This window comes from Hydrogenophaga sp. (assembly GCF_025699295.1).
GTDB lineage: Bacteria > Pseudomonadota > Gammaproteobacteria > Burkholderiales > Burkholderiaceae_C > Hydrogenophaga.
On sequence record NZ_JAILWB010000012.1, the window covers coordinates 81,164 to 97,445 of the forward strand.

23 protein-coding genes are annotated in these 16,282 nt (G+C 51.9%); all 23 read left to right on the forward strand.

The genetic code is table 11. The annotated features are described in order from the left end of the window. Positions 1 to 66: 66 nt before the first annotated feature. On the forward strand, positions 67 to 1,062 hold the full coding sequence (locus K5880_RS14225; RefSeq protein ID WP_297653473.1) for a glycosyltransferase family 4 protein: 996 nt from the start codon (positions 67 to 69) through the stop codon (positions 1,060 to 1,062). Then, complete coding sequence (locus K5880_RS14230) at positions 1,043 to 1,501, forward strand: hypothetical protein (RefSeq protein ID WP_297653477.1); 459 nt, start codon at positions 1,043 to 1,045, stop codon at positions 1,499 to 1,501. The genes K5880_RS14225 and K5880_RS14230 overlap by 20 nt, the downstream gene beginning before the upstream one ends. Further along, entirely contained in the window at positions 1,501 to 2,655 is a 1,155-nt protein-coding gene (locus tag K5880_RS14235; RefSeq protein WP_297653480.1) for a glycosyltransferase family 4 protein, read from the forward strand. The genes K5880_RS14230 and K5880_RS14235 overlap by 1 nt, the downstream gene beginning before the upstream one ends. Then, the gene (locus tag K5880_RS14240) at positions 2,648 to 3,340 is read left to right on the forward strand and encodes a hypothetical protein (protein ID WP_297653483.1); all 693 of its coding nucleotides are present in this window, start codon (positions 2,648 to 2,650) and stop codon (positions 3,338 to 3,340) included. The genes K5880_RS14235 and K5880_RS14240 overlap by 8 nt, the downstream gene beginning before the upstream one ends. Then, positions 3,337 to 3,528 (forward strand): hypothetical protein, encoded by a 192-nt coding sequence (locus tag K5880_RS14245; protein ID WP_297653486.1) that lies wholly within the window; start codon positions 3,337 to 3,339, stop codon positions 3,526 to 3,528. Before K5880_RS14240 ends, K5880_RS14245 begins: the two co-directional genes overlap by 4 nt. Then, a complete protein-coding gene (locus K5880_RS14250) occupies positions 3,525 to 4,604 on the forward strand; it encodes a guanosine monophosphate reductase (RefSeq protein WP_297653489.1) in 1,080 nt (359 codons plus the stop codon). Before K5880_RS14245 ends, K5880_RS14250 begins: the two co-directional genes overlap by 4 nt. Then, on the forward strand, positions 4,601 to 4,825 hold the full coding sequence (locus tag K5880_RS23160; protein WP_366883011.1) for a DUF2061 domain-containing protein: 225 nt from the start codon (positions 4,601 to 4,603) through the stop codon (positions 4,823 to 4,825). The genes K5880_RS14250 and K5880_RS23160 overlap by 4 nt, the downstream gene beginning before the upstream one ends. Continuing rightward, on the forward strand, positions 4,803 to 5,693 hold the full coding sequence (locus K5880_RS14255) for a glycosyltransferase (protein ID WP_297653492.1): 891 nt from the start codon (positions 4,803 to 4,805) through the stop codon (positions 5,691 to 5,693). The genes K5880_RS23160 and K5880_RS14255 overlap by 23 nt, the downstream gene beginning before the upstream one ends. Further along, the gene (locus K5880_RS14260; RefSeq protein ID WP_297653495.1) at positions 5,686 to 6,357 is read left to right on the forward strand and encodes a hypothetical protein; all 672 of its coding nucleotides are present in this window, start codon (positions 5,686 to 5,688) and stop codon (positions 6,355 to 6,357) included. Before K5880_RS14255 ends, K5880_RS14260 begins: the two co-directional genes overlap by 8 nt. Then, positions 6,354 to 7,019, forward strand: a complete 666-nt coding sequence (locus tag K5880_RS14265) for a glycosyltransferase (protein ID WP_297653498.1) — start codon at positions 6,354 to 6,356, stop codon at positions 7,017 to 7,019. Before K5880_RS14260 ends, K5880_RS14265 begins: the two co-directional genes overlap by 4 nt. Continuing rightward, the gene (locus K5880_RS14270) at positions 7,016 to 8,002 is read left to right on the forward strand and encodes a glycosyltransferase (protein WP_297653500.1); all 987 of its coding nucleotides are present in this window, start codon (positions 7,016 to 7,018) and stop codon (positions 8,000 to 8,002) included. Before K5880_RS14265 ends, K5880_RS14270 begins: the two co-directional genes overlap by 4 nt. Next, a complete protein-coding gene (locus tag K5880_RS14275) occupies positions 7,999 to 8,652 on the forward strand; it encodes a class I SAM-dependent methyltransferase (protein ID WP_297653503.1) in 654 nt (217 codons plus the stop codon). The genes K5880_RS14270 and K5880_RS14275 overlap by 4 nt, the downstream gene beginning before the upstream one ends. Next, the gene (locus K5880_RS14280; RefSeq protein WP_297653505.1) at positions 8,649 to 9,467 is read left to right on the forward strand and encodes a glycosyltransferase; all 819 of its coding nucleotides are present in this window, start codon (positions 8,649 to 8,651) and stop codon (positions 9,465 to 9,467) included. Before K5880_RS14275 ends, K5880_RS14280 begins: the two co-directional genes overlap by 4 nt. Next, on the forward strand, positions 9,467 to 10,045 hold the full coding sequence (locus K5880_RS14285) for a class I SAM-dependent methyltransferase (protein WP_297653508.1): 579 nt from the start codon (positions 9,467 to 9,469) through the stop codon (positions 10,043 to 10,045). Before K5880_RS14280 ends, K5880_RS14285 begins: the two co-directional genes overlap by 1 nt. After that, positions 10,026 to 10,538: a methyltransferase domain-containing protein gene (locus tag K5880_RS14290; RefSeq protein ID WP_297653511.1), complete on the forward strand. Its 513-nt coding sequence runs from the start codon at positions 10,026 to 10,028 to the stop codon at positions 10,536 to 10,538. Before K5880_RS14285 ends, K5880_RS14290 begins: the two co-directional genes overlap by 20 nt. Positions 10,539 to 10,684: 146 nt before the next feature. Then, complete coding sequence (locus K5880_RS14295) at positions 10,685 to 11,320, forward strand: hypothetical protein (RefSeq protein WP_297653514.1); 636 nt, start codon at positions 10,685 to 10,687, stop codon at positions 11,318 to 11,320. Next, a complete protein-coding gene (locus K5880_RS14300) occupies positions 11,320 to 12,255 on the forward strand; it encodes a GDP-L-fucose synthase (protein WP_297653517.1) in 936 nt (311 codons plus the stop codon). The genes K5880_RS14295 and K5880_RS14300 overlap by 1 nt, the downstream gene beginning before the upstream one ends. Then, positions 12,252 to 13,271: a GDP-mannose 4,6-dehydratase gene (locus tag K5880_RS14305; RefSeq protein ID WP_297653520.1), complete on the forward strand. Its 1,020-nt coding sequence runs from the start codon at positions 12,252 to 12,254 to the stop codon at positions 13,269 to 13,271. The genes K5880_RS14300 and K5880_RS14305 overlap by 4 nt, the downstream gene beginning before the upstream one ends. Before the next feature lie 11 nt (positions 13,272 to 13,282). Then, on the forward strand, positions 13,283 to 13,936 hold the full coding sequence (locus tag K5880_RS14310) for a hypothetical protein (RefSeq protein WP_297653522.1): 654 nt from the start codon (positions 13,283 to 13,285) through the stop codon (positions 13,934 to 13,936). Continuing rightward, the gene (locus K5880_RS14315; protein ID WP_297653525.1) at positions 13,937 to 14,659 is read left to right on the forward strand and encodes a hypothetical protein; all 723 of its coding nucleotides are present in this window, start codon (positions 13,937 to 13,939) and stop codon (positions 14,657 to 14,659) included. A gap of 7 nt (positions 14,660 to 14,666) precedes the next feature. Continuing rightward, positions 14,667 to 15,368 (forward strand): hypothetical protein, encoded by a 702-nt coding sequence (locus tag K5880_RS14320; protein ID WP_297653528.1) that lies wholly within the window; start codon positions 14,667 to 14,669, stop codon positions 15,366 to 15,368. Beyond that, positions 15,368 to 15,679 carry a hypothetical protein gene (locus K5880_RS14325; RefSeq protein ID WP_297653531.1) on the forward strand — a complete coding sequence of 104 codons (312 nt, stop codon included), beginning with the start codon at positions 15,368 to 15,370 and terminating at the stop codon, positions 15,677 to 15,679. Before K5880_RS14320 ends, K5880_RS14325 begins: the two co-directional genes overlap by 1 nt. Continuing rightward, positions 15,679 to 16,014 carry a nucleoside triphosphate pyrophosphohydrolase family protein gene (locus K5880_RS14330; RefSeq protein WP_297653534.1) on the forward strand — a complete coding sequence of 112 codons (336 nt, stop codon included), beginning with the start codon at positions 15,679 to 15,681 and terminating at the stop codon, positions 16,012 to 16,014. The genes K5880_RS14325 and K5880_RS14330 overlap by 1 nt, the downstream gene beginning before the upstream one ends. Positions 16,015 to 16,282: the final 268 nt, after the last annotated feature.

Genomic DNA, 16,282 nt, shown 5'->3' on the forward strand with positions numbered 1-16,282 from the left:
CAGTTGTTTTTTGAGAACGCTGGCAGCGACTTTGAGGTTGCCGTGGCCCACGAATCCACAGGAGACATGACCCGACTGGAAGAGTTCCAGAAGGCACGTCGAGTGTGTGGTGGACAGATCTACAGGATTTGCTCGTATCGTGACGAAAACGGCGTCAGGGATCCGCAGGCCACACCCACGTCACGAGATCTCCAGGGTGTGATCGACCATTTCGAGCCAGACATTCTACACGTATACCGTAGTGGGTACGCCGAGTTCCCTGTTGGCCAAGTAGAAGTACCGCACGTAGTAGAGACTAACGTGTTTGGTCATTTGGATGCCGACCGCCGCATTGATCGCACTCTCTTTATGAGTAAGTGGCTGATGGACAAGTCCCTCCGTGGCGTTCAGGTTCCGGCAAGTCTCGCGGATCGCTTCGACTACGTGAACAACCCGGTGGAAGCCCCGTATACCGATAACTCCCTCTACTCTTTTTCAAGCGACACGGTATGGCTTGGAAGGTGTGGGCGTCCGGACAACGGCATCTATAACTCAGTGAGCGTAGAGGCTGTTCGCCTATTACGTATGCAGGGTTATGACATTGGTTTCGTAGTTGCTGCTCCTCCGAGCAATATGATCGAGGACTTAGCTCGTTACGACATTCCATTCAAGATGATTGAGCCTACTACCAACCCACTGGTGCTCAGTCAGTTTTACAACAGCATTGACATTTACGCCCATGCCAGGGCAGATGGTGAAACCTTCGGCGTCAACATTGCCGAAGCCATGATCCACGGCAAGCCCGTTGTAACCCATGTCGCTACCCCGAGTGTCCCGGGCATGGGCGTATTCCAATCACAGACAGAACTCGTAGACGATGGCGAGACAGGATATATCGTCAATAACGACCCCGGCGAGTATGCCGAGGCACTACGCAAGCTAATTGACAGTCCGAAAACACGCGAGCAAATGGGGTACGCAGCTATCGCCAAGGCGATGCGAGAGTATCACGCTGACGCTTGCCAAGAGAAGCTAGAACGTATTTATCGAGAGGTAGTAGCAAATGCAGATTCTAACGTTTGACAAGAAGTTCCTTCTGGAAAAGCTCACGGAAAACCGTAAGCGTCACAAGGACATTTACAACGAAGCCCTGATTGCCTATCGGCAGAAGGTTTTGGAGGAACTCGAACGAGTGGGCGAAGATCTGGCCGCGAAGGTTGTTGATCTCAATGAGTGTCTTCGTATTACTCGTGAAGACGAGAGTCGGACGGACGAGTTCAGAGAATACTACTTTGGCATCAATAGTGTCAATGTTTCCAAGCCCTCGAACCACCTGATCGACTATGATCGTACCATTCTGATGGTTGAGAACTGTCAGCAAAACGACATTGAGTTGACCGAGCAAGAATATACCCAATACGTCATGGACAATTGGGATTGGCAACAGCAGTTCATGACTTCCAATTCTGGTTGGTCTGGTATTGCTGCGTCTGGCTGTGTTTCTATGGGGTACTCAGGCTAATGAGTAAGATCAAGGTAGTACACCACAGCAAGACCGTGGGCTACAGCGGTACTGATCGCACGGCTCAGTTGTTTTGCAAGTACCTTGCCCAGAGCGAGCGTTTCGAGCCGTACATCGTCTATCGTCTAGGTGATCCGAACAATCAACGTCTTGATATTGTTCGTGAATGGCTGGGCGATGATCATGTCATTGGCTACGAGTGGGAGCCGGGCAAGAAGGGGCGTGTTTCGCCGTTTATGCCCGAGCACGACAACTTGCACGAAGTCCTGAGTGCTATTGACCCGGACATCGTACACGTTCATCGTAGTGGGTATGCCGAATGGCCGTGTTTCCGGTACATGGCTCCGCGTGCAAAGTGGGTTGAGACCAACATCTTTGGTAAGGCTGACCGTACGCCCGAACAACAGATCGATCTCAACGTCTACATTTCGGACTACATTCGTGGACGTGCCCTACAAGACGGCAATAACGATGGACCTGTCCTATACAACCCCATCGAACAGCCCGTTCTGGACATTACGCCCGAGAACAAGGAACTGTGTCGCGAAGAGTTGCTGACGCAGTTCAAGATTCCTCATGACGCTATTTTGCTTGGGCGGGTAGGACGTGCGGACAATTTCGATCCGATCTCTCTTCGTGCGTTTGCCGAAGTCGAGAAGGTATGTCCCGAAGCTTGGTACATCGTGATCAATCCGTGCCAAGGGTGGCATGACGAGGTTGCTAGATTGGGCATTCAGAACATTCGTTTTGGTGGCCCCATCGTGGACGACGCTGAGCTATCCAATTTCTATCGTGGCCTGGACATTTACGCCCACGCTCGCCACGATGGAGAGTGTTGCCCCTGCAATATCCAGGAGGCTATGATGCATAGGCTTCCTGTGGTGTCGCATGAGAGTGCGATCTACAATGGTCAGTCTGAGATCATTGGTAACGCAGGATTCGTTGTGCCCGTTGGAGCACACGAAGCTTACCGTGATGTCCTCGTGCAACTGATTGCCAACCCCGAACTCGCCAATGAAGATGAGTCGGGTCTTGTGCGTATCCGCGAACACTTTGGTCTTGAGGCTCGTCGTCGTGCCATGAGATATTTCGAGGCTGAGTGCATGACTAGTCAACTCGCTCAGTTCTATGATTGGGTATTGAAGAATGGGTGAGAAGATCATTAGCTTTAGCCTTTGGGGTAAGGACCCGAAGTATTGCGTCGGTGCTGTACGTAACGCCGAGCTTGCTGCGGAGATCTATCCCGGATGGCGTTGCGTATTTCAGCTTGATGCCCTGGTGCCTATCGCCGTCTGGGATGCTCTAGAGGGTATGCCCCACGTAGACGTGATTCGTCGTCTCGATCCCGAAACAAACGGCATGGCCCGTGGAGATTGGCGTGGTATGTTCTGGCGTTTCGAGTATGTCAATGCTACTCTCGTTGACGTGGTGATTTCACGAGACTGTGATTCGCGACTTAGCTATCGCGAAGCCGCAGCGGTCCAAGAATGGCTCGACAGCGGTAAGGGATTTCACATCATGCGAGATCACCCGTGGCACGGGTCCCGGATGCTTGGCGGCATGTGGGGTGCTCGCAGCGGTGCTCTCCCTGAATTCAATGAGTTGATGGCTCGTTGGAACCACGAAGATCGCTGGCAGACTGATCAGGACTTTTTGAACGCTGAGATTTATCCTCGTGTCGTCAATGATGCGATGATTCATGCGTCCTTTCTACGTATGGAGGGACACGCTCAAGACTTCCCGGTGCCGCGAAACGGTACCGAGTTCGTGGGACAGGTATTTGACGAGAACGAGGCTACGGTGCCCGAGCACCTACAAGCACTTGCAAAAGCACTATGATGACTGACGAGAAGTTGGTTGAACGCTGGCTGAAAGACGTGCAAATCGCCTACAACACGAAGGCGTACCAGGAATCATTTGAGTTGTATTGGGATATCACAACCCCACTAAGGCTACATATGTCTGAGGCAGAACAGAACGAAATGAAGACTATCAAGCGAGCAGCTTGGGAAGAACTGGCAGCATGAAAGCCCTCTCTTTTGACGATATCTCGCTAGTGCCGAGGTACAACAACATCGCGAGCCGCAAGTTCGATGGCGACAAACAACATACCAACGTAGAGTTTGGTGGTCTCACGCTGTCGGCACCCATTTTCTCGTCCAACATGGATACTGTAACGGGTGTTGAAATGGCACGCTTCATGCGGCACGTCGGCGGCCTTGGTTTCCTACATCGCTTCTGTTCCATCGAAGACAATGTGGACATGTATACCAAAGCGTCTTCCAACGAGCGTATGTTTCCGAACGAACGACCGATGAACCGTGAAGCGGTTGTCTCGCTGGGTGTCAACGAGGGGCTGGATCGCTTCCACGCACTCTACGAGGTTGGTGCTCGCTACTTCTGCATCGACATTGCTCACGGTCACTCGCGTCCCGTAGGGACGCTGATTCAGCAAATCAAAGAGTTCGATGAGGCGGCCTTCGTGATTGCTGGCAACGTCTGTGAATCGATGGGTGCTGGCTATCTAGCAGACAAGGGGGCCGATGCTATCAAGGTGGGCATTGGTCCTGGTAGTGTGTGCTCTACCCGTGTCAAGACTGGCTTCGGCGTGCCGCAGTTTTCTGCGATCAAGGATTGTCGAAGAGTCAACTGTTTTCTCATTGCTGATGGTGGTATTCGTACGCCGGGTGATGCGGTGAAAGCTCTCTATGCTGGTGCAGACGCCATCATGATTGGTGGTATGCTATCTGGCACGGACGAAACTCCGGGCGAGATTCAAGATGAGCCCATCTGGGAGACCGCATCGCCCGCTGGCACACTGAGACGCAAGTACAAGATGTTTCGTGGCATGGCGTCCAAAGAAGCTCAAGACGATTTCATGGGCGAAATGCGTGAATGGAAAACAGCCGAAGGCGTAGAAATCAAAGTCACGGCCAAGGGGCCTGCTGGGGCTGTGATCGCTGACATCATGGGTGGTATCCGAAGTGGCATGACATATTGTGGTGCCAACAACTTGCGTGATATTCGGGAGCGTGCCGATCACGTTGAGATCACTCCCAATGGTGCAGCAGAAGGTAGACCCCACGGCAAAGACAGACTATGAGATCACTCCGACGCAGACTACTCGCGAAAACTGCCACATACAAGACTGCTACTGCGGCAACAAGCACCCTGATTTTAGGCGGTTTTACTGGATCGTTTGCTGTCGCTGGCGGCCTTGCTATCGCTATCACTATCATCAACACACTCATCTATCTAGGACACGAAGCGGCCTGGAACAAGGTTACCTGGGGACGCATCAGTGAAGATTCTGGTCAGCTATAGAGGCATTCCTCAGTCGCCCGGCTGGGCAACTGGAGACATGGTGGTCAAGGCTTTTCGAGAGCTTGGTCATGAGGCATATCCGTACGCAAAATACTACCAAGAGAACCGCTGGGTAGAGGGACGCCCCCTGTTGGACGAACAGGATTGGGACTTGATCCTATTCATGGAGTGCAATGATGGCGACCCTCAATACCCCGAACTCAAGATCACGCGAGCACGCAAGACGGCGTGTTGGCTATTCGACACCAGCTACCACGCTGATCGCTACAAGAGGCTAGTCGATTACTTCCGTTTCGATCACCTATTTCTAGCGAATCCGCTTACCATTCAGGAATACAAACTGTGGGGATACGAAAATGTCTCTTACCTACCTTATGCATGTGACCGCGAACTACATGGACGTTCGCTGGAATATCCCAAGACCCGTGACGTTGTGCTCGTTGGTTCTATTCGTGACGACAGGCGGCATCTGGCTGCTGCACTCTCTCGTTTAGGCGTTGAGCTAGAGCTTGTGGGTGATGTATTCCGAGAAGACTACATCGACGCTCTGGCGTCGGCCAAAATCGTCATCAATCAGAACCCCGACGCGGGACGCGGCCTACTCAATATGCGTTATTGGGAAGCACCAGCGGCAGGATCGTTTGTTCTAACGGAAGCAGCAGATTATTCCGAACAACCCATTGACTTGAACAACGGTTTCCCGTATAATGATACCGAGGAACTGGCCCTTGCCTGTCAGTCGTTTTTAGAGCACGAGGATCGTCTAACGCAAGTGACTGCCTTGTGCCAAAAGAACGTCATTGCCAACCACACATACACGAGCCGTTGTCAGGCAATTCTGACTACGATATTTCCGCACCATGCATGAGTACCACATCTTAGCTATGAGACGATCCGGTCATCATGGCGTCATTGCATGGCTGTCTGGGCATCACGAACGGACGGCACTACTCAATGACGTGGTTGTGCGTGGAGTGCATGATCACAACGAATGGCCATACGAAAACGCCCACGTCCACTATGGCGGCAGCCACAGCGACGACTGCGACTCGCTCGCCATCAACTTTGAAGACTGTGATGTAGACGTATACGACCAGATTCCGTTCGGTCTTTTGCCCGGATCATCGGAACAGAATACGGTTCACAAGATGACGGTCGTGCGTGATCCCTTCAACTGGCTGGCCAGCCTGATGCATAGTCATGTGGGCACAGACAACTACGACGTACTGATTGATCGCTACATCAAGCAGGTGTGTGACGAGAGCTTTTTGAGAGTAAACTTCAATCTGTGGTTCGCATCCGAACGGTATCGTCGCCAACTGGCCGACACGCTCAATCTAGACTTTACGGACGCTATGCTCAGTCATATTGGACAGGGTAGCAGCTTCACCAACCATGACAAAAATGCCCGCAACCTTCGGGTGCTGGACAGATGGCAACATAAGGTACGAGATAGGCAATACCTAGACCTCCTACATGGTCACGATCTCGTTAGGCTATCGCAAGAAGTATTTGAGTTCAATCCGCTATGAAAGAAACAGACACAATCAGCGTTCTGATCTGTGTTCACAGTCAGGACATCGAGCACGACCGACTCTTCCAAGATGCCCTCGAATCGCTGGTACGCCAGACGTATGAGGATTTCCAGGTGGTAGTCGTACTGGATGAATGCTGGCACGACACCCGCAGCATCCTAGAGAGCTATCGTTCTGTCCTTGACATTCGCTTTTTCGAGCGTCCGCGTAAGCAGGGGTTGGCGGCAGCCAAGAACTTCGGCCTTAGTAAGTGTAAGACCGATTGGGTGACCTATCTGGATGCCGACGACCGCTACATGGACTGCAAGATTGGTGTCCAGCGACAGTGGATGCTAGACCACCCCGACATTGACTTTTGTGGTACTCACTCTTGGGACATCATGGAAGGATACGTTGTACCTAACTGTTTTTCTGTGCGTGATCATATCACCCACGAAGAGATTATGGCCGTGTTGCCAGACGAGAATGTCATGTGCCACGGCAGCATGATGATTCGTAAGTTAGCCCTTGATAGTCTACGTGGCTACAGCACTGATAAGGTGTGGTTGGGGCGTGAAGATTGGGAACTATGGGGACGTGCCGTAAGTGCGGGTTTCCGTTTCGGTAAAGTGCCGGAACGTCTCTACATGTATACCCTTGGAACGAGTGTGCCACGATGAGGATTTTGTACGTAGGACTGCTTTACAATTACGGCAAAAAAGACGAAGGGTTTTCATACGAACACTTCAATATTGAGGCCGGTATTCGTGACTGTGCAAGCAGGGGAATGTTTGATGTAGACATCATCTATCCAGATGAATGCGATGACATCCGTCGCTCAGCGACGGAAATGATCATTGATGAAGACTACGATGCAGTCTTCCATGTGGCCTTCAATGAGTCGCTAGACTTTCCTGAGGCTGCCGCCAAGATGGCACTTCGTAAAGACATTCCTGTTATCCAATGGGACTGCGATTCCTCGTGGCGTTTTCAGCCTTGGATTCTTCCTCGCAAGGATAGGGTAAGCCACTTCATTACCACTCACTCGCGTACAGTCGAGTGGTATCAGCAGAACGGCATGAATGTGATCCGCTCTCAGTGGGCTGGCTCCCCTTACTACCACCCCCAAGAGAACTCGGTAGAGCGGTATGACGTGAGTTTCGTTGGCCAAAAACACGGTCAATTCCAACACGGCAAGGTCATGAAGTATTGGCGTGCCGAAGTGGTAGATGCCATCATGGCTGCTGGTATCAATCTGGATCTATTTGGTAACTATTGGGACGGCTACGAGAATTGGCATGGCTATCAGACCAACTTTCACGCCATGATCCGTGCCTTTGCCGAAAGCAAAATCTGTCTCAACCTTTCTAACCCGTGGCACCACGGCACCATGCCGCAGATCAAAGGTCGTCACTTCGAAATTCCGCAGATCGGTCGTCTACAGGTGTGTACTCCTGCTGACGATCTTGACTCATATTTTGAGGCAGACAAAGAGATCATCGTCGCACAGAATGACGGCGAACTGATCGAGAAATTACGCTACTACCTTGAGCATCCTGATGAGCGTGAGAAGATCGCCGCTGCTGGTAGAGCACGGATGCTCAAGGAGCACCAGTGGCACCATCGTTTCGAGCACATTTTCAAAGAGGTAGGGGTACTATGACAGTCAAGGGCTATAACAAATTCAAAGACTCTCCGGACGATCATGACTTCATGACCGAGGAGCACATTGCTGGGTTTCTACGCAACCACAAGACTGGCATCGATAATTTCGGTCGCCATACGCTTGCACAGATCGTAGCTCAGTACAAGGGATGTACGGTGGTAGACGCTGCCTGTGGCACCTGTGTCAATTGGGATGTCTTCAAGCGTGTGGGGGTAGATTGCAACTACATCGGCATTGATCGTACCCAAGGAATGCTGGCAGAAGCCAAAAAGCGTTATGGCGATGAGATTACGCTTCAAGAGGGGTATGTTCAAGAGCTACCGCTAGACGATGGCGAGGTTGATGTTGTGATCATGCGTCATATCGTAGAGCACCTTCAAGAAGGGTACGAAGATGCAGTACGCGAAGGTCTCCGTGTGGCCTCTAAGGAATTGGTCCTTGTTTTTTTCTTGGATCCGTCTGACGATGCAGAAGACGTGATACAGGAATCTCAACCGGACGCAAATGGCTGCACTCACTTTTGGAATACGTATAGCTGGCCCAAGTTCACTGAGTTTGTTGCTGGTCTTGGCGTGCAAATGAAAGTGGGTCACGTTGCAACTCCCGGTGCTGCTCACGCAGACACGATTGTACGACTGATCAAATGATCCCTGATATCACATACTTCATTCTGGACTACAATCCACGCTGTCAGGATCAAGCTACGGCCTACCTGGATGCGTGCATGGAATCGTTGCACGCCAATCGTAACGACAGCATCACGAGTGAAGTCTATGTGATCGATCAAGGTAACTGGTATAGTGACTACAAGAATAGGCTCGCTAACCTATCGATGGGCTATGGTTTCAACTTCATTAGCCTAGACCACAACCAAGGGATTGCGGGTGGCATCAATCTGGCAGCCCGACTGAATCGTAGTCCTTACCTCTGTATGGTAACGTCGGACACCACGTTCACACCTGAACTTGATACCGTTCTCTTGGGCGAGCTAGAGGCTCATCCGGACATTCATCAGATCACGCCAGCCGTAGACAAGGGCGATGTTCCATATCAGGTGCAGGGGTATACGGATGACACCGACCCCATCAGGTGTATCGCTCAGGAACTCACGATTCAATGCTGGAAAAGACAAGTGTTTCAGTTGATCGGCTATTGGGACGAACGCTGGATCGCGTGCTACGAGTCGCTGGACTATCCCTTGAGAATGTTCTTGTCCGGTTGGTGTTCGGCTGCCATCACTCACAAGATTTCCTGCCATCACGAGCACAATACAACGTACCACAATGGCTCTCTAGCAGACGCCTACGGCGGCAAGTTTGATCATGGCCCGCTACGTCAAATGTGGGACGCGAAGTGGCCCGGTCTGGACTGGAGTATGATGTATGATCTTGGTCGCTGCACCGAAGAGACACGCACCAGCCTGATTGAGCAATACGTCAACAACATCGAGCTACGCTACTAATGGAACGTTCCGCAATCATCAAGCACCTGATTAGAATGTACGGCTTTGAGTCGTATCTAGAGATCGGTGTGCGTGGTCGAGAGACGCTTGGCCAAATCGAGTTGCCCGTGGTGGATGGGGTGGATCCCAACGGCCAAGGGAACTTCACCATGACCTCGGATGAGTTTTTCGAGTCACACTGTAGCCGTAGTTATGATGTAATCTTTATCGATGGGCTACATTTGCACGAACAAGTGCTAAAAGACATTGAAAATTCGTTAACACACCTAAACGATGGTGGTATCATTGTCATGCATGACTGTCTTCCAGAGGAAGAGTGGCACCAGCTTCGAGAGGGGGTGTCCGGTAAGCCCTGGAACGGTGATGTTTGGAAGGCTTACGCCGACCTTCGAGCGACCAGAGCGGACCTTACGATGTACGTCATCGACACCGATTGGGGGTGTGGCGTCATCAAGCGTGGTTCTCAAACAACCTATCAACGTCCCGAAGAGTGGACCTGGGATCATTTCCAGCAGCATCGAGACGAACTCATGAACGTAGTCACAGTAGAGGAATTCCTTGGATATTCACAACCGTAACTGGATCGAGACGGTAGCTAAAGAGCACTCGCCTTTCAATCCTGATCAGAAAGTGCTGGAGATTGGTAGCTGGATTGCTCCCGGTCAGGAGGCTATTGTGTGTCGCCAAACTATCGCCCCCGTCGTGGGCGAGTATGTTGGGCTCGATATGCAAGAAGGCCCTGGCGTGGACGTGGTATCTGACGCCAAGCAGATGCCCTTTGCTGATGAGGAATTCCACGTCATCATCAGTACCGATTGCTACGAGCACGTTGACTGGCCCCGTGAGGTAACCCACGAGGCTTTTCGTGTTTTGAAGCAGGGTGGCGTATTCTATCTCACGACCGTTTTCGATTTCGAGATTCATGGCTATCCCGACGACTTCTGGCGATTTACACCTAACTGCATCCGACTTCTACTAGAGGATGCAGGGTTTGATGTGGTAGAAGTACACGGCTGCGGAGCCAATGGTGTCAGGCCCGGTATCGTACGAGGTATCGGCATCAAGCGATGAGCTTTTTCGCAAAGGCAGGCAATCGCCACTCCCAATGTGGGCAAGATGGCGTACTCCGCGAGGTCTTCCGACGCATCGGGACGACTAACCAATACTGCGTAGAGTTCGGTGCCTGGGACGGTGTTCACCTAAGTAACACGCGGGCCATGATTGAGGCCGGATGGCACGGCTGTCTCATTGAGGGGGATCCCGCCAAGTACGCCATCCTTGAAAAGATGAATGCGGGGATAGAGGGTGTCACCACGGTCAACAGTTACGTAGGCATCGAAGGGCCGACTAGGCTGGACAACATTCTAGAGAAGGCGGGAGCACCAGCCGAACTAGATTTCATGTCGATTGACGTTGATGGCATCGACTGGCACATTTGGAATTCGCTTACTAGCTACAGGCCACGAGTCGTCTGTATTGAGACCAGCTTGTGCATCCCGTACTTCATTGATTTCGTGCAAAAGCCAGAGGTAGATGGACACCCCATTTCGGCCAGCCCACTGGCTATCTATCGTCTTGGCAGGAGCAAAGGCTACTACCCCGTGGCCTACTGTGGTCACGACTGGATCTTTGTACGTGAGGATCTGTTCGAGCCATTTGGCATTGCAAAACAAAGCTACCTTGAGTTGTACCGTGAGGGCATTGAGTACGTGTCACACCTACCGCTGCCCACGGACGGAGGCGAGCTAGACATGAAGCGTTACGTGACAGATATGCTGTCCTCGCTGTTTCAAGCGAACGCACACCATTTTGACTGCGTGGTAAACCCCGCAGAGTTGACCGACCTCATCTAATGACTATACTAATCACAGGGGCACACGGCTTTGTAGGCAAGCATGTTGTAGACCTTCTACAGCGTGGTGAAGAACACATCCTTACGCCACAACGAAGGGAGCTAGATCTACTAAACTCTAGCGAGTGGCCGCTACAGCATCCCGACGCCAACATCAATCTACGACACTACATCAAGCGTAACAACGTAGATACTATCGTTCACCTTGCAGCCACCTGTGGCGGCATCGGAATCAACAAAGACAACCCGGGCAGCTTCATTCACCAAAACTTGCAAATGGGCATCAACGTCCTAGAGGCAGCCCGACAGACGGGCGTCAAGAAGGTCGTCAATTTGGGCACAGTCTGTGCTTATCCCAAATTCGCGGAGGTTCCGTTCCGCGAAGAGACCATCTGGAACGGCTACCCCGAAGAGACGAACGCACCCTACGGTATCGCCAAGAAAACGATCATGGAAATGGGGATCGCCTATGCCACACAGTACGGCATGGATATCACGAACCTCGTTCCGGTCAATATGGCTGGTGAGTATGACAATTTCGATCTTTACAGCAGTCATGTGATTCCTGCTCTCATTCGCAAGTTCGAAGAGGCAGACGGCAAGGTAACTCTGTGGGGCACTGGATCTGCCTCTCGTGAGTTTCTTTATGCGGGGGACTGTGCTAGAGCAATTGGTGTAGCTCTAAAGCGTAGTGTAGGTCCCCAGCCCATCAACCTAGGCACTGGCGAAGAGATCACGATTAGGGATCTGGCAGAGCTTATCCAACGTATTGGCGAGTACGACGTTGAGATTGAATGGGATAGCACCAAGCCCGATGGGCAGCCTCGACGCTGCCTGGATGTCACCAGGGCGAAAAACGTACTACGATGGGAAGCACAGACTTCACTTGAGGAGACCCTTAGCCGCACTATTTCGTGGTATAGAAGCAACGCATGAGTAAGACAGCAATCATTACGGGTATCACAGGCCAAGATGGATTCTATCTGGCCAGCTACCTGCTAGAAAAGGGCTACCGGGTTGTCGGCATTGTCCGTCGAACCTCCCTCCCTACCAACGGGCGACTCCGGACGCTACTTGGTAGCCCCAACCTTCATTTGGTTCACGGTGACGTGACCGATCTTTCGAGTATTCAAAAGGCTATCCGTGAATTCCAGCCGCATGAGTTTTATCACTTGGCGGCTCAGAGTCACGTAGGTATGTCTTGGGAATACGCAGAACAAACTACTCAGGCCACTGGTGTTGGTGTCCTGAATTGCCTGGATGCCCTGCGTTCAGAAAAGCCCGACTGTCGTTTCTACTTTGCTGGTAGTAGTGAGCAGTTTGGTAACCCCATTCAAGAGGGCAAGGTTGCCATGTTGAATGAGGATTCTCCGATGGAACCTGAGTCTCCCTATGCGGCGGCCAAGGTCTTCGGATTCAACATCACAAGAGTATACCGTAGGTCGTTTGGCATGTTTGCCACCTGTGGTATTTTGTTTAACCATGAATCGCCCGTTAGAGGCGAAGAATTCGTAACTCGCAAGATCACCAGTAATCTTGCAAGAGTGAAGTGGGGACTGCAAGAGTATGTTGAGCTAGGGAATATGGATGCCTGTCGCGATTGGGGTTTTGCTGGTGACTACGTGCGTGCGATGCACGCGATGTTGCAGCTAAACGATCCTGACGATTACGTTATCGCTACTGGTGAAACCAATTCCGTTCAACGATTCTTCAACGAGTGTTGTGCGTGGTTCGACCTTGATCCCGAACAGGTTTACAAGGTCAACCCGAAGTATATGCGTCCGAAGGACATTGATGTTCTACTGGGCGATAGTTCTAAAGCTCAAGAGCGGCTGGGGTGGAAACCCGAGTGTGGTTTTGAGCAGTTAGTTGACAAGATGTGTCAGTATGACTACCATCTACAATCCCCTGATCCCTCTGTGTCGCGTAAAGCCGACGAGTATCTCTTTTAGGAGTGGACAGGATGAATGACGATAGAGCCAGCCGTGCGTGGCAGGCGAGTAAGAATAAAGGATCCACGCGGGTACGCCCCACACTAGATCGTGTGCAGCGTATTGAGTTCCTTGAACTGTTAGCACAGATGTCGAGTCGTGCCACGTTCGAGCGTAAGCTTGGACTGACTGGTGCCGACGTTGAATTCTACAAGCGTGAGCTAGACGTAGAAAGCCCAGATGAGGCACGCCGCATGGCACGCCAACTCAAGCTACGTAGCGACGACGAAAAAGAAGCCAACGTTTTGGAGCAGGCAGCTAAGGCCCGCGAGGCCCAAGAGACTGCACAAGCACGTCTAGATGAAATGGAAGCTCGCAAGGCAGCCGAGGCAGCGGAGAGACCTCGTACCAAAGTTGATATCAATGCGGTACGTAAGGAAGATGCTGAACGTCAACGCCGTCATGTGGAGAGTCAAGCCGGGGTTGAAAAGCCCAAGAAGGAATGGCGACTCCGTATTGAAGATGGTGATGGTACCGAGGCCGACCAGATTGATCGCTTCCGCCGCAGTATTGTATATCATGGTCTGAGCTTTACAGCTAAGAAGCATGGTGCCACAACCCAACAGATCAGGTACGAAGCGGCACGTCTCGGCTTGAAGATCAATTGGGATATCGTGAGACGATAGATGGAACTCACGAAGGAACGTCTCGAAGAGTTGTATGAAACCATGTCATTAGCTGAGGTCGCAAGCCACCTTGGCATGGCACGGTCAACTCTCTATTACCATATGCGTAAACTGGGGGTCGAGAGGCGGTCTAAGAGCGAGGCACAGCAGAAGCATCTGGAGACAGCCGACCATCAACGCAAGGGGAAGACCCACTCTGAGGAGACCAAGGAAAAGATTTCCGAGGGCACTCGTCGCTTTTGGGATTCGTCTGATGGCAAGCGGCAGAAAGAACGTCTCGGTTCCCTGCGTCGTGAGGAATGGGATCAACGCACCGCAAAAGAGCGGTCGCGTGTGCTCAGCCGACTACAATCGGCAGAACGCCCAGCCCCGGGCGAACTTTCACGTTTTGGTGAAAAGCTCGCCACGTTCCTGGGCGATAGAGAGGACGTAACCACCGGAATCACGTTGACACCGGGGCACGTTTCGGATATCATTCTAACATCCCACAGGGTTGTCGTTGAACTCCTACTCCCTGTCTCAGTGTATGGTGACGAACAGAAGCAGAAGGTTGAGCAGCGGTATGACCGTCTCGTCAACCAACTCAACGACGCGGGTTACCGCGTAGTGATTGTAGAGGATCGTTCGAACGCCATTTCACAGGCAAGGTGCCAACGGGTGTACGACCAACTCCTCAAGTTTTTCGACAACAAGACCTTACAACGCATGGCCATCGTGTCATAATAGAAGCATGACTAGAGAAATCAAAGACCTGTTCGCAACTGACTGGAACAATGAGCTTCAAGACGGTGACGTAGTTACCCGCAAGGAGGGTGGCGACACTCTTGAGGTTGTCCTCTTGGCTGGCCTACAGCGTCTAGCTCGCTCAGCCGGAATCATTCGCCAAGAGTGTGTGATTCAAACGCCAGCACCGACGATGGTGCAGGCTGTTTTCACGTCCATGTTCGAGCTACCGGCTGAGGAAGGCCAGACGCAAGGACAGTACGTGACGTTTGTTGGTACTGCTGATTGCAATGCCAAGAATACGCAGGGCAAGTTTGCGTCTTATCCGACTGCTGTAGCCGAGTCGCGTGCGGAAGCACGTTGTCTCCGCAAGGCACTTGGTATCAGCATTCTCTCGTCTGAGGAAGTTGGCTTCCGCGAAGGTGCTGGTGCTCTCGAAGCATCGCCCAACGCCAAGGCTGCCGGATCTATGATCGCTGCGATTGAAAAGCTGTGTGATAGTCGTGGTGTCGAAATCGTCCAAGTGCTCGAAGAAGTCCTAGACGAAACTCGTGCCGCCTCCATCTTTGAGCTATCGGAACTCAGTACCGCAGAAGCTCAGCAGGCGATGGGGTGGTTGAATGATCAGAAACCTGCTGCCAAGAAGAAAGCTGGCAGCAAACGCTCTGCACGCAAGGCAGAGTTGGAAGCTAAACAAGGAAGTAAGTAATGGCAAAAGTAACTGTAAGAAGCGGTAACGTTTCCGTCGAAGCCGAGAGTCAGAAGGAACTATTCGAGACCCTCGCGTCCTACCAAGAAGTGTTCGCGGTTGCCGAGTGTGGTGGCTGCAAGAAGACGAACCTGCGATTCACCGTACGTCGTCAAGCTGACACCAAAGGTAAAGAGCACACGTATTTCGAGCTTCGCTGTCAAGACTGCTATGCCAAGCTGCCCTATGGTCAGCATGACAATGGCCAAACGCTATTCCCGAAGAAGTGGACTCGCTGGGACAAGGCGAACAACCAAGAGGTAGAACTGTAATGGTGGACTTCGTAGAATACCAGACTCGTACCGCCGACACGGCCATCTATCCCGGCCAGGGGCAGATCATGGGGCTCGCATATGTGGGCCTTGGCCTAGGCGAGTCTGGTGAAGTACAGGGCAAGATCAAGAAGGTCTTGCGGGATGATGGTGGTGTTATCTCTGACGAGAAGCGAGCCGCTATTGCCAAAGAGCTTGGCGACATGCTATGGTATGTCAGTCAGACGGCGACCGAACTAGGTCTCAGTCTTGAGCAAGTGGCGGCGGACAACCTAGCCAAGCTGGCTAGTCGTCAGGAACGTGGTGTCATTGGTGGTGACGGCGACGAACGATGAGAAGACTGAATGGCAAACCCAAAGATAGACGTACGCATCAGTGCCCTCAGTGTGGCAAGTCGCGTATGACACGAGATCTAGACCACGAGGTCACGCTAGAAAAGCAAGAATACAAGGCTAAGGATGGCAGCACCGTAGAATTGTTCATCGACATCTGTGAGTTCTGCAAGACACGTAACTACCGTAAGCATTTCGAGCCTACCAAGTCTGACGTGCGACGAGTTCTCAAGACAATGCAAGAAGACGCCGAGCTAGGCGAAGAAGAATC

Bases quoted from the DNA above. Each gene is read 5' to 3' on its own strand.
- K5880_RS14225 (WP_297653473.1), top strand. From the start codon at position 67: ATGACCCGACTGGAAGAGTTCCAGAAGGCACGTCGAGTGTGTGGTGGA.
- K5880_RS14230 (WP_297653477.1), top strand. From the start codon at position 1,043: ATGCAGATTCTAACGTTTGACAAGAAGTTCCTTCTGGAAAAGCTCACG.
- K5880_RS14235 (WP_297653480.1), top strand. From the start codon at position 1,501: ATGAGTAAGATCAAGGTAGTACACCACAGCAAGACCGTGGGCTACAGC.
- K5880_RS14240 (WP_297653483.1), top strand. From the start codon at position 2,648: ATGGGTGAGAAGATCATTAGCTTTAGCCTTTGGGGTAAGGACCCGAAG.
- K5880_RS14245 (WP_297653486.1), top strand. From the start codon at position 3,337: ATGATGACTGACGAGAAGTTGGTTGAACGCTGGCTGAAAGACGTGCAA.
- K5880_RS14250 (WP_297653489.1), top strand. From the start codon at position 3,525: ATGAAAGCCCTCTCTTTTGACGATATCTCGCTAGTGCCGAGGTACAAC.
- K5880_RS23160 (WP_366883011.1), top strand. From the start codon at position 4,601: ATGAGATCACTCCGACGCAGACTACTCGCGAAAACTGCCACATACAAG.
- K5880_RS14260 (WP_297653495.1), top strand. From the start codon at position 5,686: ATGCATGAGTACCACATCTTAGCTATGAGACGATCCGGTCATCATGGC.
- K5880_RS14265 (WP_297653498.1), top strand. From the start codon at position 6,354: ATGAAAGAAACAGACACAATCAGCGTTCTGATCTGTGTTCACAGTCAG.
- K5880_RS14270 (WP_297653500.1), top strand. From the start codon at position 7,016: ATGAGGATTTTGTACGTAGGACTGCTTTACAATTACGGCAAAAAAGAC.
- K5880_RS14275 (WP_297653503.1), top strand. From the start codon at position 7,999: ATGACAGTCAAGGGCTATAACAAATTCAAAGACTCTCCGGACGATCAT.
- K5880_RS14280 (WP_297653505.1), top strand. From the start codon at position 8,649: ATGATCCCTGATATCACATACTTCATTCTGGACTACAATCCACGCTGT.
- K5880_RS14285 (WP_297653508.1), top strand. From the start codon at position 9,467: ATGGAACGTTCCGCAATCATCAAGCACCTGATTAGAATGTACGGCTTT.
- K5880_RS14295 (WP_297653514.1), top strand. From the start codon at position 10,685: ATGATTGAGGCCGGATGGCACGGCTGTCTCATTGAGGGGGATCCCGCC.
- K5880_RS14300 (WP_297653517.1), top strand. From the start codon at position 11,320: ATGACTATACTAATCACAGGGGCACACGGCTTTGTAGGCAAGCATGTT.
- K5880_RS14305 (WP_297653520.1), top strand. From the start codon at position 12,252: ATGAGTAAGACAGCAATCATTACGGGTATCACAGGCCAAGATGGATTC.
- K5880_RS14310 (WP_297653522.1), top strand. From the start codon at position 13,283: ATGAATGACGATAGAGCCAGCCGTGCGTGGCAGGCGAGTAAGAATAAA.
- K5880_RS14315 (WP_297653525.1), top strand. From the start codon at position 13,937: ATGGAACTCACGAAGGAACGTCTCGAAGAGTTGTATGAAACCATGTCA.
- K5880_RS14320 (WP_297653528.1), top strand. From the start codon at position 14,667: ATGACTAGAGAAATCAAAGACCTGTTCGCAACTGACTGGAACAATGAG.
- K5880_RS14325 (WP_297653531.1), top strand. From the start codon at position 15,368: ATGGCAAAAGTAACTGTAAGAAGCGGTAACGTTTCCGTCGAAGCCGAG.
- K5880_RS14330 (WP_297653534.1), top strand. From the start codon at position 15,679: ATGGTGGACTTCGTAGAATACCAGACTCGTACCGCCGACACGGCCATC.